Origin of the sequence: Chryseobacterium indoltheticum (assembly GCF_003815915.1) — a bacterium.
Taxonomy (GTDB): Bacteria; Bacteroidota; Bacteroidia; order Flavobacteriales; family Weeksellaceae; genus Chryseobacterium; species Chryseobacterium indoltheticum.
In genome coordinates this window covers 743,461-759,324 of sequence record NZ_CP033929.1, presented here as the reverse complement: position 1 = coordinate 759,324, position 15,864 = coordinate 743,461, and the positions used below count along the sequence as shown (strand labels likewise).

Below are 15,864 nucleotides of genomic sequence, written 5' to 3'. Positions count from 1 at the left end.
GCAATACTAAAAAAGTTTGCTGTTTTTTTTATTTAATTTATCTTTTAATTTTGAAAGCATCCAAACCAGGGAAATAAGCAGTATCTCCTAAAGCTTCTTCAATTCTTAATAACTGGTTGTATTTGGCCATTCTGTCTGATCTTGAAGCAGATCCTGTTTTAATCTGACCGCAATTCATAGCTACCGCCAGATCAGCAATTGTAGAATCTTCAGTTTCACCAGATCTGTGAGACATTACAGAAGTAAACTTGTTGTGCTGAGCCATTTGTACCGCTGCCATTGTTTCAGAAAGAGACCCGATTTGGTTTACTTTTACCAAGATTGAATTAGCAATTCCTTCTTTTACTCCTCTTGATAATCTTTCAACGTTTGTTACGAATAAATCGTCACCAACCAACTGTACTCTGTCACCGATTTTGTCAGTTAACATTTTCCAACCTTCCCAGTCGTTTTCCTGCATTCCATCTTCAATAGAGATAATTGGATACTTATTTGCCAATTCTGCTAAGTACGAAACCTGCTCGCTGCTGGTAAACTGAGCTGCATCCGGAGTCTGGAATTTTCTGTAATCATAAACTCCGTCTTTGTAGAATTCTGACGCTGCGCAATCTAAGGCAATCATCACATCGTCACCCGGCTTGTAACCCGCTTTTTCGATAGCCTGAAGTAAAGTATCTAAAGCATCTTCAGTTCCTTTGAAAGTTGGTGCAAAACCACCTTCGTCACCTACCGCAGTAGAAAGACCTCTTGAATGAAGAATAGATTTCAGATTGTGGAAAATCTCAGTTCCTTTTCTCAATGCGTGAGAGAAAGAATCTGCTTTTACCGGCATTACCATAAATTCCTGGAAAGCAATCGGTGCATCTGAGTGCGAACCACCATTGATTACATTCATCATCGGAACAGGAAGTGTATTTGCATTGACACCACCAATATATTTGTATAAAGGTAATTTTAATTCGTTTGCAGCAGCTTTTGCAGCTGCCAGAGAAACACCAAGAATTGCGTTTGCTCCCAAGTTTCCTTTATTGTTTGTACCATCCAGCTCGATCATAATCTGATCAATAAGGTTCTGATCAAAAACAGGAAGACCCACCAATTCAGGTGATATTACTTCTCTTACATTTTCTACAGCCTTGGAAACCCCTTTCCCCATCCATTCAGAACCACCATCACGCAATTCTACTGCTTCATGCTCTCCTGTAGATGCACCAGAAGGAACCGCAGCACGACCCATCGCACCACTTTCTGTAAATACATCAACTTCAACTGTAGGATTTCCTCTTGAATCCAAAATTTGTCTCGCTTCTATGTAAGAAATGTAACTCATTTTTTATCTATTTTATAGTTTAGACAAATTTAATCAAAATTTAACTTTTTTCGCTTAATTGGGCGGTTCATTTATTTAAATATGAGTTAAATTTTAGTTAATTTTACATGGATAAGAACTTGATTAAAACAAATAAATTTAAAATAATATGATTAAAAAAATTATTGCAGTCTGTATCATTTCATCTTTTATTATAGCATGCAAAAAAGAAGGGAATAAGGGAATTTTAAAATCTGATTCTACAAATACTACAAATACAGAAGTGCTTGCAGATAATGGAGCTATTGACTCTACAATCGCCTATAATACTGATATTAATGGTAACAAGACGATCAAAACAGATTACGTATATAAAGCCACCGATAAATCTTTGGTAAAAGTAGTTTTTAACTATGATCCTAAAAACAGAACCGTTTCTATTACCAACAATAAGAAAACATTCGTGCTGGAAAAATCTGAAGCTAAAGTGAATGAAACAATTTATAAAAAAGATGATATGACTGCTACCGTAAAAGGAGACAGCCTAATCATCAATCAGGGTAATAATGTTATCGAACTGGTAAAAACTAAAATTTAAAAACATAAAAAAACCGTTCAGAAATCTGAACGGTTTTTTTATTTATATCCGGATGAATATTATTCTCCAGCTTTTTCTTCAGTAGAATCAGTTGATTCAGCCTTAGGCTCTTCAACTTTTTCTTCTGCTACAGGAGCAGCTTCAACAGCTACTTTTGCAGTAGTAGATCTTCTACTTCTTCTTGTCGTCTTTTTCTCCTCAGCATTAGGATTGTAAAGTTCGTTGAAATCAACAAGCTCGATAAGAGCCATGTCAGCAGCATCACCTTTTCTGAAACCAGTCTTGATGATTCTTGTATACCCGCCGTTTCTTTCTGCGATTTTAGGAGCTACTGATCTGAAAAGTTCAGTAACAGCCTCTTTACTTTGAAGATATGAAAAAACAATTCTTCTATTGTGTGTAGTATCTTCTTTTGCCTTTGTTAATAGAGGCTCAACATATACTCTTAAAGCTTTAGCTTTAGCTACAGTAGTGTTGATTCTCTTATGCTCAATTAGAGAACAAGCCATATTAGAAAGTAACGCGCTTCTGTGAGAAGAAGTTCTTCCTAAGTGATTGAATTTTTTACCGTGTCTCATTATTATTTAATTATCAGCGTCTAATTTATATTTTGCAACGTCGAAACCGAAGTTAAGACCTTTTGAATGCACCAATTCTTCTAGTTCTGTCAAAGATTTTTTACCAAAATTTCTGAATTTCATCAAATCAGACTTACTATAAGAAACAAGCTCACCTAGAGTTTCTACTTCAGCTGCTTTCAGACAGTTTAGGGCTCTTACAGAAAGATCCATATCTGCTAATTTAGACTTAAGTAGTTGTCTTGTGTGAAGTGTCTCTTCATCGTATTGGATAGATGCTTTCACAGCTTCAGTCTCCAAAGTGATTCTCTCATCAGAGAACAACATGAAGTGATAAATTAATATCTTAGAAGCTTCAGTTAAAGCATTCTGAGGGCTTATTGAGCCATCAGTTTCTATATCCAAAACCAATTTTTCGTAGTCTGTTTTTTGCTCTACACGGTAATTTTCAATACTATACTGTACTTTTTTGATCGGCGTAAAGATAGAGTCAATAGCAATAGTACCTACAGGTGCATTGTTTGACTTGTTTTGTTCAGAAGGAACATATCCTCTTCCCTTTTCTATGTTGAACGTAATTTCAAAAGTAACATCCGAGTTTAGGTTACAGATCATCAAGTCTGGATTCAAGATTTCAAATCCGTTGATAGACTGTCCCAAATCTCCAGCAGTAATAACAGTTTGACCAGAAACTTTAGCAACTACCTGCTCTGACGCTTGGTTTTCTGCTGTAGCTTTAAGTCTTACCTGCTTAAGGTTAAGAATAATTTCGGTAACGTCTTCAATTACTCCTGGGATAGTTGAAAATTCGTGCTCTACACCTTCTATTTTGATAGATGAAATAGCGTATCCTTCCAGAGAAGAAAGCAACACTCTTCTCAAAGCATTACCGATTGTAAGCCCGAAACCTGGTTCTAGAGGTCGAAATTCGAATTGACCTTTAAATTCATCAGAGTTAAGTAGAATTACTTTATCGGGTTTTATGAATTGTAAAATTGCCATATTGTTGGGTTGAGCAAAAATTTGATTAAAAAATTATTTAGAGTAAAGTTCGACGATAAGCTGTTCCTTGATGTCTTCCGGGATTTGGATTCTTTCAGGAGCAGAAATGAAGGTACCTTCTTTTTTCTCGTCGTTGAATTGCAACCACTCATAGTTTGCTTTTGATGCCAAAGCATCAGCAACAACCTCTAGAGACTTAGATTTTTCTCTTACAGCGATTACATCACCAGCTTTTACTAAATAAGATGGAATGTTAAGGATTTCCCCATTCACAGTGATGTGTCTGTGAGAAGTTAACTGTCTTGCTCCAGATCTGGTTTTAGCAAAACCTAATCTGTAGACAACGTTATCCAATCTTGATTCGCAAAGCTGTAATAGAACTTCACCTGTTACACCTTTACTTCTGTGCGCTTTTTCAAAAAGGTTAGCAAATTGTCTTTCTAAAATACCGTAAGTATATTTAGCTTTTTGCTTTTCCATTAACTGAACAGCATATTCAGATTTCTTTGCTCCTCTTCTTTTGTTAGGACCATGTTGTCCTGGCGGTTGGTTTTTTCTTTTCTCGAAGTTTTTATCATCTCCGTAGATTGCAGCACCAAACTTTCTAGCAATCTTAGTTTTAGGTCCAATATATCTTGCCATAATGGGTAAATTCTAAAAATTAAACTCTTCTTCTTTTCGGTGGTCTACATCCATTGTGTGGCATAGGAGTAACGTCAATAATTTCGCTAACTTCGATACCTGAATTGTGAATTGTTCTGATCGCAGATTCTCTACCTGCACCAGGACCTTTCACATACACCTTTACTCTTCTAAGACCCGCCTCGTGAGCTACAGTAGAGCAATTTTCTGCTGCCATTTGAGCAGCAAAAGGAGTGTTCTTTTTAGAACCTCTGAACCCCATTTTACCGGCAGATGCCCAAGAGATAACCTCTCCGCTTTTATTTGTTAAAGAAATGATGATGTTATTGAAAGAAGCTTGAATATGCGCTTCTCCTATAGCTTCAACTTTTACTTTTCTTTTTTTAACTACTTTAGTTTGTTTTGCCATAATTCCTAACGATTATTTACTTGCTTTTTTCTTGTTAGCAACAGTTTTTCTCTTTCCTTTACGGGTTCTCGAGTTGTTTTTCGTTCTCTGGCCTCTTAAAGGTAGTCCTAGTCTGTGACGTATTCCTCGTTGGCATCCTATGTCCATTAATCGCTTAATGTTCAATTGCACTTCAGATCTAAGCTCTCCCTCCACTTTAATGTTTTCTGAGATATAGTTTCTGATTGCAGCCAATTCATCGTCATTCCATTCGTTGACTTTCTTGTCTTCGCTGATACCGGCAGCCTTAAGGATTTCAGAAGAAGTACTTCTCCCAACTCCATAAATATAAGTTAAACCGATAACACCTCTTTTGTTTTTTGGTAAATCAATACCTGAAATTCTCGCCATAATTTAGCCTTGTCTTTGTTTAAATTTTGGGTTTTTCTTGTTGATTACGAAGAGTACACCTTTTCTGCGTACAATCTTGCAATCAGCACTTCTTTTTTTAATTGATGCTCTAACTTTCATTTGAAATATTTATATTTTTTCAATACTAAACAAAATCCTTGATTTCGTTTGAAAATATTTATTTTTAACAAGAGCCAAATGGAGATCATAAGATTCCACTTGGCGTTTGTTTAATATCTAAATGTAATTCTCCCCTTCGAAAGATCGTAAGGAGACATTTCTAATTTTACCTTATCACCAGGTAATAGTTTAATATAATGCATACGCATTTTACCAGAGATATGAGCAATAAGCACATGCCCATTTTCTAGCTCTACACAGAACTGAGCGTTCGAAAGTGCTTCCGTTATAACGCCATCTTGTTCGATATGTTTTTGTTTTGCCATAAATTAATATCCAGTCGATCTTGATAATTTAGACTGCATTAAGCCATCATAATGATGATTCAGCAGATAAGTGTTAATCTGTTGAACAGTATCTAATACTACCCCAACCATAATTAGCAACGAAGTTCCCCCGAAAAATAGGGCGAACGCATCTGTCTGAACAAGACTTCCATGCACTATTGCTGGAAGGACTGCAAAGATAGATAAAAATATTGCACCTGGCAAGGTAATTTTTGATAAAATATCATCTAGATAGTCAGCAGTCTCTTTACCGGGTCTTACTTTTGGTACCAAACCGCCATTTCTCTTAAGATCATCGGCCATCTGGTTTACCGGAATTGTAATTGCGGTATAGAAAAATGAAAAGATAATAATCAATAGTGCAAACAATACATTGTACTGCCAGCTAAAAACATTTTTGAAACCTGCAAGAAAAGTATTAGACTCATCTACTTTGGTTAACAAACCAGGTACGAACATCAATGCCTGAGCAAAGATAATCGGCATTACACCTGCTGCGTTTACTTTTAGCGGAATCCACTGTCTTGCTCCTTGCATTAGATTTCTATTTACACCTCCCCTTGCTTGAGCTCTGCTTACATACTGAATAGGGATTTTTCTTACTGCAACAGATAATACTACTGCCAAAAGAACCACCAACATCCAGAATATTACTTCAATCATAATCATGATAGAACCTAATCCTCCTTTTCCGTTTTGTACTGCAATTTCCTGTACAAATGCTTCTGGTAATCTAGATAAAATACCTACCATAATAAGGATAGAAATACCATTTCCTATACCTTTATCGGTAATTTTTTCACCTAGCCACATTGCAAATACAGAACCTGCAACCAAGATTACAATACTTGGTAACCAGAACATAATAGAGTTTGGATCTATGAAATATGCAGACTGGAACTGAGCATACGGCAGGAACAACTGAGTAATAGAAGTTAAATAAGAAGGTGCCTGTACGAGACAAACCCCAATCGTTAACCATCTAGTAATTTGATTCAATGTGTTTCTACCAGACTCTCCGTCTTTTTGAAGTTTCTGAAGATAAGGAATTGCCATCCCCATCAACTGAACAATAATAGAAGCAGAAATATAAGGCATGATACCCAACGCCATTACGGAAGCGTGGCTGAAAGCTCCTCCCGTAAACGACGAAAGCAAGCCAAGGAGACCTGCTCCTTGCTTGTTACCGCCTTGATTTTTATAATGCTCTAAGAGATCTCCTACTTCTGCAAGGTTAATTGCAGGTAAAGAGATGAAAGATGCGAATCTATACACAAGGATAATCCCTAAAGTAAATAGAATTTTATCTCTAAGTTCCTTAAGACTCCAAATATTTTTGAGGGTTTGTATAAATTCTTTCATTAGTAATTATTATAAGGTAATTGCTTTTCCACCTGCTTTAGCAATAAGCTCTTCAGCAGATTTAGTGAATTTGTCAGCAGTAATTGAAACCGCAGATTTCAATTCTCCTCTCCCCATAATTTTCACTATTTCGTTTTTAGTTGCCAGACCGTGCTGTACCAAAACTTCTTTTGTAATATCTCCTGTTACAGATTTATTTTCAATTAAAATTTGGATATCATCAAGGTTAATAGCTCTATATTCTTTTCTGTTTACGTTTTTGAAACCGAATTTAGGTAATCTTCTTTGCAAAGGCATTTGTCCTCCTTCAAAACCGATTTTCTGAGAATAACCAGCTCTTGCTTTCTGACCTTTGTGCCCTTTTGTAGAAGTACCTCCTTTTCCACTACCTTGTCCTCTACCAATTCTTTTTGAACTAAATGTAGAACCTGCAGCAGGCTTTATGTTGTTTAAATTCATTTTAAAATTATTTTAAAAATTATTTTTGAACTTCAAGTAAGTGACTAACTGCAGCTATCATCCCTAAAATAGAAGGTGTAGCTTCGTGCTCTACAACTTGGTGAAGTTTCTTAAATCCTAATGCTTCAAGCGTTCTCTTTTGGGTTTTTGTTCTACCAATAGCGCTTCTTACTTGCTTTACTTTAATTGTTGCCATTGTTTTATTATTAACCGTTAAACACTTTAGTTAAAGAAACTCCTCTCATTCTTGCAATTTCTTCTGGTCTTCTGATGTCTAACAATGCTTTGAAAGTTGCCTTTACTACATTGTGAGGGTTTGAAGATCCTTTAGATTTTGAAAGGATATCGTGAATACCAGCAGACTCAAGTACCGCTCTTACCGCACCACCGGCGATAAGCCCTGTACCGTGAGAAGCAGGTCTCAAGAAGATATCAGCACCACCGTATCTAGCAGTAGTCTGGTGAGGGATAGTATGGTTCATTACAGGAACTTTTACCAAGTTTTTCTTAGCATCTTCTACTGCCTTAGCAATAGCCGAAGCAACTTCCTTAGATTTTCCTAAACCAAAACCGATAGTTCCAGCTTCGTCTCCTACAACAACAATTGCAGAAAATCCGAAAGCTCTACCTCCTTTAGTTACTTTTGTTACTCTATTAACAGCTACGAGACGATCTTTAAGTTCTAATCCTCCCGGTTTTACTCTTTCTATATTATCTAGTCCTAACATATTTCCGAAATTTAATGATTAGAATTTAAGTCCTCCTTCTCTCGCACCATCAGCTAGAGCTTTTACTCTTCCGTGGTATACGAATCCGTTTCTATCAAATACAATATTTTCAATTCCTGCAGCAAGTGCTTTAGCAGCGATTGCTTTACCTACAGCAGCAGAAATTTCACTTTTTGTTCCGTTAGCATCTACACCTTTCTCTCTAGAAGAAGCTGATGCTAAAGTTTTACCGTCTTTATCGTTGATTAACTGAGCGTAAATTTCCTTATTACTCTTGTATACAGATAATCTTGGCAATTCAGAAGATCCAGAGATTTTTCCTCTTACTCTTCTTTTGATTCTTATTCTTTTTTCTAATTTACTTAGTGCCATTTTCTTAAATTTTATTAAGCAGATTTACCAGCTTTACGTCTAACAATTTCTCCTACGAATCTTACACCTTTTCCTTTGTATGGCTCAGGCTTTCTGAATGAACGGATCTTTGCAGAAACCATTCCTAGAAGTTGCTTGTCATGAGACGTTAAAGTAATAATTGGGTTTTTACCTTTTTCAGTCAATGTGTCGATTATCACTTCTTTTGGAAGTTCTAGAACGATACCGTGAGAGAATCCTAAAGCTAACTCAAGTTTTTGACCTGCGTGTGAAGCTCTGTATCCTACCCCTACTAGTTCCAACTTTTTTGTGAAACCTTCAGTAGTTCCCACAATCATGTTATTGATTAACGCTCTGTATAAACCATGAAGCGCTCTGTGTTGTTTAGAATCTGATGGTCTGCTAACAGTTAACTGACCTTCGTTTTGTTCTAAAGTAATTCCTTCTGTAAGCTCCTGAGTAAGTTCTCCTTTGGGACCTTTTACAGTTACTACACCTTCTTTCTCAGTGATTGTAACTCCAGCGGGAATTGTTATAATTGCTTTACCAATTCTTGACATTTTCCTTTGATTAAAAATTAATAAACATAGCAGATTACTTCACCGCCTACTTTCTCTTCTCTAGCTTTCTTGTCAGTCATTACTCCTTTAGAAGTAGAGATGATAGAAATACCCAAACCGTTTAGTACTCTTGGAAGTTCACCTGAACCTTTGTACTGTCTCAAACCTGGTCTAGAAGCTCTTTGGATAGACTTGATAGCTGGCTTGCTTGTTTGTTTGTCATACTTCAAAGCGATTTTGATTGTCCCTTGAACAGCGCTTTCTTCAAACTTGTAGTTTAAGATATACCCTTGTTCAAATAAGATTTTCGTAATCTCCTTTTTGATTTTCGATGCAGGAATTTCCACCACTTTGTGGCCTGCGCTTTGTGCGTTCCTTACTCTAGTTAGGAAATCTGAAATTGGATCTGTTACCATTTCTTGTTTTAAATTATTGGTTAAAGAACAATCAGTATTGAAAAGACTTGAAGATTAAAATATCAGACTTCAGAAGATCTTGGGTCTGATATTTATTTTCTTTAGTATCTCGACAACTTAATTGTCCCGATTTTTTAATTAGTAATTATTACCAACTAGCTTTTTTAACTCCCGGGATAAGACCGTTGTTGGCCATTTCTCTGAAAGTTACTCTAGAAATACCGAAGGTTCTCATGTAACCTCTTGGTCTACCTGTAAGTTTACATCTGTTGTGTAATCTTACCGGAGAAGCGTTTTTAGGTAATTTCTGAAGTCCTTCATAGTCACCTGCTTCTTTAAGAGCTTTTCTTTTCTCAGCGTATTTAGCTACAGTAGCTTCTCTTTTGCGCTCACGCGCTTTCATTGATTCTTTAGCCATTTCTTAGTTCTTTTTGAATGGTAAACCGAAGTGAGTTAATAATGCTTTAGCTTCTTTATCTGTTTTCGCAGTAGTAACGAAAGTGATATCCATACCTTGGATTTTCTTTACTTTGTCGATTACGATCTCAGGGAAGATAATCTGCTCAGTAATACCTAAGTTATAGTTACCTCTACCGTCGAAACCGTCAGCTTTGATACCAGAAAAATCTCTGATACGTGGCAAAGCAGAAGAAGTTAATCTATCTAAGAATTCGTACATTTTCTGAGCTCTAAGAGTTACCTTAGCACCTACAGGCATACCTTTTCTTAGTTTGAAAGCAGCTTCATCTTTCTTAGAGATAGTACCAACAGCCTTTTGACCAGTGATATTTGTAAGTTCTTCTACAGCATAATCGATGATCTTTTTATCAGCAGTAGCGTCTCCTAAACCTTGAGATAAAATAATTTTCTCTAGTCTTGGTACCTGCATTACTGATTTGTATCCGAATTCTTCCATCATTGCAGGAACAATCGTTTCTTTATATGCTTTTTTGGGTCTTGCTATATATTCCATGTGTTATTTAAAATTATAAAGTTTCACCCGTTTTTTTGTTGATTCTTACTTTCTTATCTCCTTCGATTTTATAACCTACTCTGATAGCTTTTCCGTCTTTACCAACTAAAGCTACGTTTGAGATATGAATAGAAGCTTCCTTCTCAGTGATTCCTCCTTGAGGGTTAGAAGCTGAAGGCTTAACGTGTTTTTTAACGATGTTTAGTCCTGCAACAATAACTCTAGGGTCTCTTCCTTCTTTTTTGATCACTTCAATAACTTCACCAGTTTTACCTTTGATATCTTTTTTACCAGTAGTAATGATTACGTTATCTCCTCTTTTTATTTTTAACTTTGACATTTTCTTTTAAAAATTTTAAAAATTAAAGTACTTCAGGAGCTAATGAAATGATTTTCATATATTCTTTGTCTCTCAACTCACGAGCAACCGGTCCAAAAACACGTGTTCCTCTCATTTCTCCTCCAGCGTTTAGTAAAACACAAGCGTTGTCTTCAAATTTGATGTACGAGCCATCTTTTCTTCTTACTGCTTTTTTTGTTCTTACTACAACTGCTTTAGATACCTGACCTTTTTTTGCGTTTCCTGATGGTGTAGAATCTTTAATAGTAACTACGATTTTATCACCAACTGAAGCATATCTTCTTCTGGTTCCTCCCAGAACTCTAATAACTAGTACTTCTTTTGCACCTGTGTTATCAGCAACTTTTAATCTTGATTCTGTTTGTAACATTATTACTTAGCTTTTTCAATGATTCTTACTAATCTCCATCTCTTACTCTTGCTCAAAGGTCTAGTTTCAGAAATTAAAACTGTATCTCCTTCGTTGCATTCGTTGTTCTCGTCGTGTGCAGTATATTTTTTCGTTTTCAAAACGAATTTACCGTACATCGGGTGTTTTACTCTAGTCGTTTCACTAACAACAATAGTTTTTTCCATTTTATTGCTGGAAACCACTCCGATTCTTTCTTTTCTTAAATTTCTATCCATTGTAAAAAGGAATATTATTGTTTGTTAGTTAACTCAGTGTTTAATCTTGCGATTGTTTTTCTCAAATCTCTGATTTGGATCGGATTTTCAAGTGGACTGATTTTGTGAGCCAATTTCATTTTTGAAAATTGAGCTTTAGCTTCAGTCAATTTAGCTTGAACATCTTCAAGGCTTAGATTTTTAATTTCAGCTTGTTTCATTGTATTCAGAGATTAAAGAGGTTTAACAAAATCGTTAGCAACTATAAATCTAGTCGTAACTGGTAATTTCTGTGCAGCAAGTCTTAAAGCTTCTTTAGCGATATCGTAAGATACACCTCCAACTTCGAACATAATTTTACCTGGTTTTACTACAGCTACCCAATATTCTACAGCACCTTTACCTTTACCCATCCTTACTTCGGCTGGTTTCTTGGTAATAGGCTTATCCGGGAATATTTTGATCCATAGTTGACCTTCTCTTTTCATATATCTTGTCGCAGCGATACGAGCAGCTTCGATTTGTCTTGCAGTGATCCAAGCACCTTCGTTAGCTTTAATTCCGAAAGTTCCATAAGCAAGTTGATTACCTCTCTGAGCAATCCCCTTCATTTTCATCTTATGAACTCTACGGAATTTGGTTCTTTTTGGTTGTAACATAATTTCTTAAATTTTAGATTTTAGAATTTAGATTTTAAAAAAGTAACGGTCATTTAAAAACTATCCTCTAAAATTTTATTAATTATTTTTTTTATCTCTTGAAGGTCTTCTGTTATCTCTATCTCCTCTGTTTCCACCTCCTGAAGGACCACCTTTTTTCTGTTGTCCTACTAGCGGCATAAGATCTCTCTTACCATAAACTTCTCCTTTCATGATCCAAACTTTAACTCCTAACTTACCGTACTGAGTTAATGCCTCACCGATATGATAGTCGATATCTGCTCTGAAAGTAGACAATGGGATTCTTCCGTCTTTGAAAGACTCAGATCTTGCCATTTCAGCACCGTTCAATCTACCAGAGATTTGAACTTTGATACCTTCAGCACCCATTCTCATTGTAGAAGCGATAGCCATTTTCACGGCTCTTCTGTAAGAGATTCTGTTTTCGATTTGCTTAGCGATACTGTCTGCAACTAATACTGCATCAAGCTCAGGTCTTTTGATTTCGAAAATATTGATTTGAATATCCTTTTTAGTAAGTTTCTTCAATTCTTCTTTTAACTTGTCAACTTCCTGACCTCCTTTCCCGATGATTAATCCCGGTCTAGCAGTAGTGATTGTTACGGTTACTAATTTAAGTGTTCTTTCAATATAAATTTTTGAAATACCACCTTTAGATAATCTTGCTTCAAGGTATCTTCTGATTTTGTAGTCTTCCGCGATTCTGTCTCCATAATCGTTTCCGCCAAACCAGTTAGAATCCCATCCTCTGATGATACCTAATCTGTTACCAATTGGATTTGTCTTCTGTCCCATACCTTGAATTAATTTTCTTTTGTTCCTAAGATTAGTGTAATGTGGTTTGATCTTTTTCTGATTCTGTACCCTCTACCTTGTGGCGCTGGTCTCAGTCTCTTCAATTGTCTTGCACTGTCTACAAAAATTTCTTTAACGATAAGGTTAGCTTCTTCGATATCTGCACCTTCGTTCTTAGATTGCCAGTTAGCCATCGCAGAAAGAAGTACTTTCTCTAATTTGTTTGAAGCGTCTTTTTTCGAATATTTTAGGATGCTTAAAGCTTTTTCAACTTCTACCCCTCTGATGATATCAGCTACTAATCTCATCTTTCTTGGAGATGAAGGGCAATCGTTGTGTAATGCTTTTACTACATCTTGATTTGTTAATTTACGTGCTAATGCACTTTCTCTTTTTCTTGATCCCATGATTATCTGCTTCCTTTGTTTTTGTTACCACCATGACCTCTGAAAGATCTTGTTGGAGAAAATTCGCCTAGCTTGTGACCTACCATGTTTTCTGTAACGTAAACCGGGATAAAAGATTTCCCGTTGTGCACAGCAATAGTTTGTCCTACAAAGTCTGGAGAGATCATTGATGCTCTAGACCAAGTTTTGATAACAGTCTTCTTACCAGACTCTACATTTGCCTGAACCTTCTTATCTAAAGTATAGTGAATGAATGGTCCTTTTTTAAGTGATCTTGCCATAATTATTTTCTTTTAGATACGATGTAACGGTTAGACACTTTGTTTTTCTTTCTAGTTTTGTAACCTTTAGCCGGCATACCGTTTCTAGATCTTGGGTGACCTCCAGAAGAACGTCCTTCACCACCTCCCATTGGGTGATCTACAGGGTTCATTACTACTGGTCTTGTTCTAGGTCTTCTACCTAACCATCTGCTTCTACCAGCCTTACCTGATACAGTCAACTGGTGATCAGAGTTAGAAACAGATCCAATCATTGCATAGCACTCAGTAAGGATCATTCTAGATTCTCCTGAAGGCAATTTGATGATTGCATATTTCCCGTCCCTTGAAGTCAACTGAGCTGAAGAACCAGCACTTCTTGCTAAAATAGCACCTTGACCAGGCTTCATTTCAACACAAGAAATTACAGTACCCAATGGAATATTTTTCAATTTCATTGCGTTACCGATGTTCGGTTCTACGCTTTCGCCAGAAATAATTTTTTGGTCAACTTTGATTCCGTTTGGAGCGATGATATATCTCTTCTCTCCGTCTGCGTACTCCACTAAAGCGATGAAAGCAGTTCTGTTTGGATCATATTCTACAGTTTTTACCGTTGCTTCAACATCATGCTTGTTTCTTTTGAAGTCGATAATTCTGTATTTCTTTTTGTGTCCACCTCCGGTGTAACGCATGGTCATTTTACCAGTTTGGTTACGTCCACCTGACTTACTAATACCAACAGTTAGAGATTTCTCTGGTTTGTTGGTAGTAATTTCCTCAAAATTGTTTACAATTCTGAATCTCTGTCCTGGGGTGATAGGTTTTAATTTTCTAACAGACATTACTATTATTTATAATTAATAATTAATTTACAGCAAAAATGTCGATTACTTCTCCTTCAGCAAGAGTGATAACCGCCTTTTTTAATTTGTTTGTCTTCCCTACTTGAAGACCTTTTTTCGTGTATTTCGAAGAAACTTTAGGAGCATAAATCATGGTTCTAACGTCTGCTACTTTCACACCGTAAGCTTGCTCTATTGCATTTTTAATCTGGATTTTATTCGCCTTAGGTTGTACTAAGAAAGAATAAGCACCTCTTAAATCTGTAAGATAGTTTGCTTTTTCTGAAATAACTGGTTTAATAATTAGTGACATGATTTATTTCTTTAAATTTTCCTGGAATTTTTCAACTGCACCTTCTAAGAAAACGATCTCACCTGCGTTGATTAAGTCATAAGAAGAAATTTCGTTGAATTTCATAACTTTAGTCTTAGGCAAGTTTCTTGAAGATAAATACACATTCTTGTTAGTATCAGGAAGAATGAATAAAGACTTCTTATCGTTCAATGCCAATGCATTCAAGATAGTAACGAAATCTTTAGTTTTAGGAGCAGCAATGCTCAAACCTTCCACGATTCTAATGCTGTTGTCTTTCATTTTTTGAGAAAGAACAGATTTTTTTGCTAATCTCTTAAGAGCTTTATTCAATTTGAATCTGTAGTCTCTTGGCTTAGGACCGAATACTCTACCTCCACCTCTAAAAGTAGGAGATTTAATATCACCGTATCTAGCAGAACCAGATCCTTTTTGCTTCTTAAGTTTTTTAGTAGAAGCAGTAATTTCGCTTCTTTCTTTTGATTTATGAGTACCTTGACGCTGAGCAGCAAGATATTGTTTTACTTCTAAGTAAACCGCGTGCTTATTTGGCTCAATTCCGAATACTGTTTCGTCTAGAGTTACTTTTTTTCCGGTTTCTTTTCCTGATGTATTTAATACTACTAGTTCCATTTTCTGATAATTACATAAGAATTTTTAGCTCCCGGAACAGCACCTTTTACTACTAAAAGATTTTGTTCTTGATCCACTTTTAATACTTGAAGGTTTTGTACAGTTACCTGCTTACCTCCCATTCTACCTGCCATTCTCATTCCTTTGAATACTCTCGAAGGATCCGACCCCGCACCGATAGAACCTGGAGCTCTAAGTCTGTTGTGCTGACCGTGAGTAGCTTGCATTACACCTCCAAAACCGTGTCTTTTAACAACACCCTGGAAGCCTTTACCTTTTGAAGTTCCTGTTACGTCAACAAATTCACCTTCAGCGAATAGATTAACTTTTACTTCCTCTCCTACTTTTACTTCGTCTACGAATTCTCTGTAGAATTCTACCAACTTAGCTTTAGGAGCAGAACCAGCCTTTTTAAAATGGCCAGCTAACGCTTTACCAACGTTCTTTTCACTCTTGTCATCGAAACCTAACTGAACAGATTTGTATCCGTCCTTTTCAATGGTTCTGACCTGTAAAACTGAGCAAGGACCTGCCTGAATAACGGTACACGGCATATTTTTGCCGTTTTCGTCAAACAGAGAAGTCATCCCAATTTTTTTTCCAATAATACCTGACATTATTTATATAATATGTTATAAAATTTTCTTGTATTCACTCTCATTTTTCGGGCGCTCAAATAATTACCAAGTTTGAATTGGG

The 15,864-nt window shown here is 36.2% G+C and carries 30 protein-coding genes; 1 reads left to right on the top strand and 29 read right to left on the bottom strand.

What is annotated here, in order from left to right; genetic code table 11:
- Nucleotides 1–37 precede the first annotated feature (37 nt).
- On the bottom strand, nt 38–1,330 hold the full coding sequence (eno, locus tag EG358_RS03615; protein ID WP_076557481.1) for a phosphopyruvate hydratase: 1,293 nt from the start codon (nt 1,328–1,330) through the stop codon (nt 38–40).
- Nucleotides 1,331–1,478: 148 nt separating this feature from the next.
- Here eno and EG358_RS03610 point away from each other — a divergent pair, with 148 nt between their 5' ends.
- Complete coding sequence (locus EG358_RS03610; RefSeq protein WP_076557479.1) at nt 1,479–1,907, top strand: hypothetical protein; 429 nt, start codon at nt 1,479–1,481, stop codon at nt 1,905–1,907.
- Nucleotides 1,908–1,966: 59 nt separating this feature from the next.
- Here EG358_RS03610 and rplQ read toward each other — a convergent pair whose 3' ends face one another.
- The 28 genes from rplQ to rplC all read right to left on the bottom strand — a co-directional run bounded on the left by rplQ (nt 1,967) and on the right by rplC (nt 15,782).
- Nucleotides 1,967–2,485: a 50S ribosomal protein L17 gene (gene rplQ, locus EG358_RS03605; RefSeq protein WP_056076000.1), complete on the bottom strand. Its 519-nt coding sequence runs from the start codon at nt 2,483–2,485 to the stop codon at nt 1,967–1,969.
- A 6-nt stretch (nt 2,486–2,491) separates the two neighbouring features.
- Nucleotides 2,492–3,487: a DNA-directed RNA polymerase subunit alpha gene (locus EG358_RS03600; protein ID WP_074230972.1), complete on the bottom strand. Its 996-nt coding sequence runs from the start codon at nt 3,485–3,487 to the stop codon at nt 2,492–2,494.
- A gap of 33 nt (nt 3,488–3,520) precedes the next feature.
- Entirely contained in the window at nt 3,521–4,129 is a 609-nt protein-coding gene (gene rpsD, locus EG358_RS03595; protein ID WP_074230971.1) for a 30S ribosomal protein S4, read from the bottom strand.
- Nucleotides 4,130–4,148: 19 nt separating this feature from the next.
- Complete coding sequence (gene rpsK / locus EG358_RS03590; RefSeq protein WP_066679832.1) at nt 4,149–4,538, bottom strand: 30S ribosomal protein S11; 390 nt, start codon at nt 4,536–4,538, stop codon at nt 4,149–4,151.
- Nucleotides 4,539–4,550: 12 nt separating this feature from the next.
- Nucleotides 4,551–4,928 carry a 30S ribosomal protein S13 gene (rpsM, locus tag EG358_RS03585; protein WP_074230970.1) on the bottom strand — a complete coding sequence of 126 codons (378 nt, stop codon included), beginning with the start codon at nt 4,926–4,928 and terminating at the stop codon, nt 4,551–4,553.
- 3 nt (nt 4,929–4,931) lie between these two features.
- Nucleotides 4,932–5,048, bottom strand: coding sequence for a 50S ribosomal protein L36 (rpmJ, locus tag EG358_RS03580; protein ID WP_007839480.1), 117 nt, complete (start codon nt 5,046–5,048; stop codon nt 4,932–4,934).
- Nucleotides 5,049–5,158: 110 nt separating this feature from the next.
- Nucleotides 5,159–5,374 (bottom strand): translation initiation factor IF-1, encoded by a 216-nt coding sequence (gene infA / locus EG358_RS03575; RefSeq protein ID WP_115596398.1) that lies wholly within the window; start codon nt 5,372–5,374, stop codon nt 5,159–5,161.
- A gap of 3 nt (nt 5,375–5,377) precedes the next feature.
- Nucleotides 5,378–6,757 (bottom strand): preprotein translocase subunit SecY, encoded by a 1,380-nt coding sequence (gene secY, locus EG358_RS03570; RefSeq protein ID WP_074230969.1) that lies wholly within the window; start codon nt 6,755–6,757, stop codon nt 5,378–5,380.
- Nucleotides 6,758–6,766: 9 nt separating this feature from the next.
- A complete protein-coding gene (gene rplO / locus EG358_RS03565) occupies nt 6,767–7,216 on the bottom strand; it encodes a 50S ribosomal protein L15 (protein WP_066679834.1) in 450 nt (149 codons plus the stop codon).
- Between the two features lie 19 nt (nt 7,217–7,235).
- Nucleotides 7,236–7,412 carry a 50S ribosomal protein L30 gene (rpmD, locus tag EG358_RS03560; RefSeq protein WP_007839493.1) on the bottom strand — a complete coding sequence of 59 codons (177 nt, stop codon included), beginning with the start codon at nt 7,410–7,412 and terminating at the stop codon, nt 7,236–7,238.
- Nucleotides 7,413–7,422: 10 nt separating this feature from the next.
- Nucleotides 7,423–7,944 (bottom strand): 30S ribosomal protein S5, encoded by a 522-nt coding sequence (gene rpsE, locus EG358_RS03555; protein WP_034678028.1) that lies wholly within the window; start codon nt 7,942–7,944, stop codon nt 7,423–7,425.
- 18 nt (nt 7,945–7,962) lie between these two features.
- Complete coding sequence (gene rplR / locus EG358_RS03550; protein ID WP_076557477.1) at nt 7,963–8,316, bottom strand: 50S ribosomal protein L18; 354 nt, start codon at nt 8,314–8,316, stop codon at nt 7,963–7,965.
- Nucleotides 8,317–8,330: 14 nt separating this feature from the next.
- Nucleotides 8,331–8,876, bottom strand: coding sequence for a 50S ribosomal protein L6 (rplF, locus tag EG358_RS03545; RefSeq protein ID WP_076557475.1), 546 nt, complete (start codon nt 8,874–8,876; stop codon nt 8,331–8,333).
- A gap of 17 nt (nt 8,877–8,893) precedes the next feature.
- The gene (gene rpsH, locus EG358_RS03540; protein ID WP_076557473.1) at nt 8,894–9,292 is read right to left on the bottom strand and encodes a 30S ribosomal protein S8; all 399 of its coding nucleotides are present in this window, start codon (nt 9,290–9,292) and stop codon (nt 8,894–8,896) included.
- Nucleotides 9,293–9,440: 148 nt separating this feature from the next.
- On the bottom strand, nt 9,441–9,710 hold the full coding sequence (gene rpsN, locus EG358_RS03535; RefSeq protein WP_047442254.1) for a 30S ribosomal protein S14: 270 nt from the start codon (nt 9,708–9,710) through the stop codon (nt 9,441–9,443).
- A gap of 3 nt (nt 9,711–9,713) precedes the next feature.
- Entirely contained in the window at nt 9,714–10,265 is a 552-nt protein-coding gene (rplE, locus tag EG358_RS03530) for a 50S ribosomal protein L5 (RefSeq protein WP_076557471.1), read from the bottom strand.
- 13 nt (nt 10,266–10,278) lie between these two features.
- A complete protein-coding gene (rplX, locus tag EG358_RS03525; RefSeq protein ID WP_076557469.1) occupies nt 10,279–10,605 on the bottom strand; it encodes a 50S ribosomal protein L24 in 327 nt (108 codons plus the stop codon).
- Nucleotides 10,606–10,627: 22 nt separating this feature from the next.
- Nucleotides 10,628–10,996, bottom strand: a complete 369-nt coding sequence (gene rplN, locus EG358_RS03520; protein ID WP_034684837.1) for a 50S ribosomal protein L14 — start codon at nt 10,994–10,996, stop codon at nt 10,628–10,630.
- Between the two features lie 2 nt (nt 10,997–10,998).
- Nucleotides 10,999–11,253, bottom strand: coding sequence for a 30S ribosomal protein S17 (gene rpsQ, locus EG358_RS03515; protein WP_034678021.1), 255 nt, complete (start codon nt 11,251–11,253; stop codon nt 10,999–11,001).
- Between the two features lie 14 nt (nt 11,254–11,267).
- On the bottom strand, nt 11,268–11,453 hold the full coding sequence (gene rpmC / locus EG358_RS03510; protein WP_074230962.1) for a 50S ribosomal protein L29: 186 nt from the start codon (nt 11,451–11,453) through the stop codon (nt 11,268–11,270).
- 12 nt (nt 11,454–11,465) lie between these two features.
- Nucleotides 11,466–11,891: a 50S ribosomal protein L16 gene (gene rplP, locus EG358_RS03505; protein ID WP_076557467.1), complete on the bottom strand. Its 426-nt coding sequence runs from the start codon at nt 11,889–11,891 to the stop codon at nt 11,466–11,468.
- Between the two features lie 78 nt (nt 11,892–11,969).
- Entirely contained in the window at nt 11,970–12,707 is a 738-nt protein-coding gene (gene rpsC / locus EG358_RS03500; protein WP_076557465.1) for a 30S ribosomal protein S3, read from the bottom strand.
- Nucleotides 12,708–12,715: 8 nt separating this feature from the next.
- Nucleotides 12,716–13,114: a 50S ribosomal protein L22 gene (gene rplV / locus EG358_RS03495; RefSeq protein ID WP_066679843.1), complete on the bottom strand. Its 399-nt coding sequence runs from the start codon at nt 13,112–13,114 to the stop codon at nt 12,716–12,718.
- Between the two features lie 2 nt (nt 13,115–13,116).
- Entirely contained in the window at nt 13,117–13,395 is a 279-nt protein-coding gene (rpsS, locus tag EG358_RS03490) for a 30S ribosomal protein S19 (RefSeq protein WP_066679844.1), read from the bottom strand.
- A gap of 2 nt (nt 13,396–13,397) precedes the next feature.
- Nucleotides 13,398–14,219 carry a 50S ribosomal protein L2 gene (rplB, locus tag EG358_RS03485; RefSeq protein ID WP_076557463.1) on the bottom strand — a complete coding sequence of 274 codons (822 nt, stop codon included), beginning with the start codon at nt 14,217–14,219 and terminating at the stop codon, nt 13,398–13,400.
- 22 nt (nt 14,220–14,241) lie between these two features.
- Entirely contained in the window at nt 14,242–14,532 is a 291-nt protein-coding gene (gene rplW, locus EG358_RS03480) for a 50S ribosomal protein L23 (protein ID WP_047442263.1), read from the bottom strand.
- A 3-nt stretch (nt 14,533–14,535) separates the two neighbouring features.
- Nucleotides 14,536–15,165: a 50S ribosomal protein L4 gene (gene rplD, locus EG358_RS03475; protein WP_076557461.1), complete on the bottom strand. Its 630-nt coding sequence runs from the start codon at nt 15,163–15,165 to the stop codon at nt 14,536–14,538.
- Entirely contained in the window at nt 15,156–15,782 is a 627-nt protein-coding gene (gene rplC, locus EG358_RS03470) for a 50S ribosomal protein L3 (RefSeq protein ID WP_076557459.1), read from the bottom strand. Before rplC ends, rplD begins: the two co-directional genes overlap by 10 nt.
- Nucleotides 15,783–15,864: the final 82 nt, after the last annotated feature.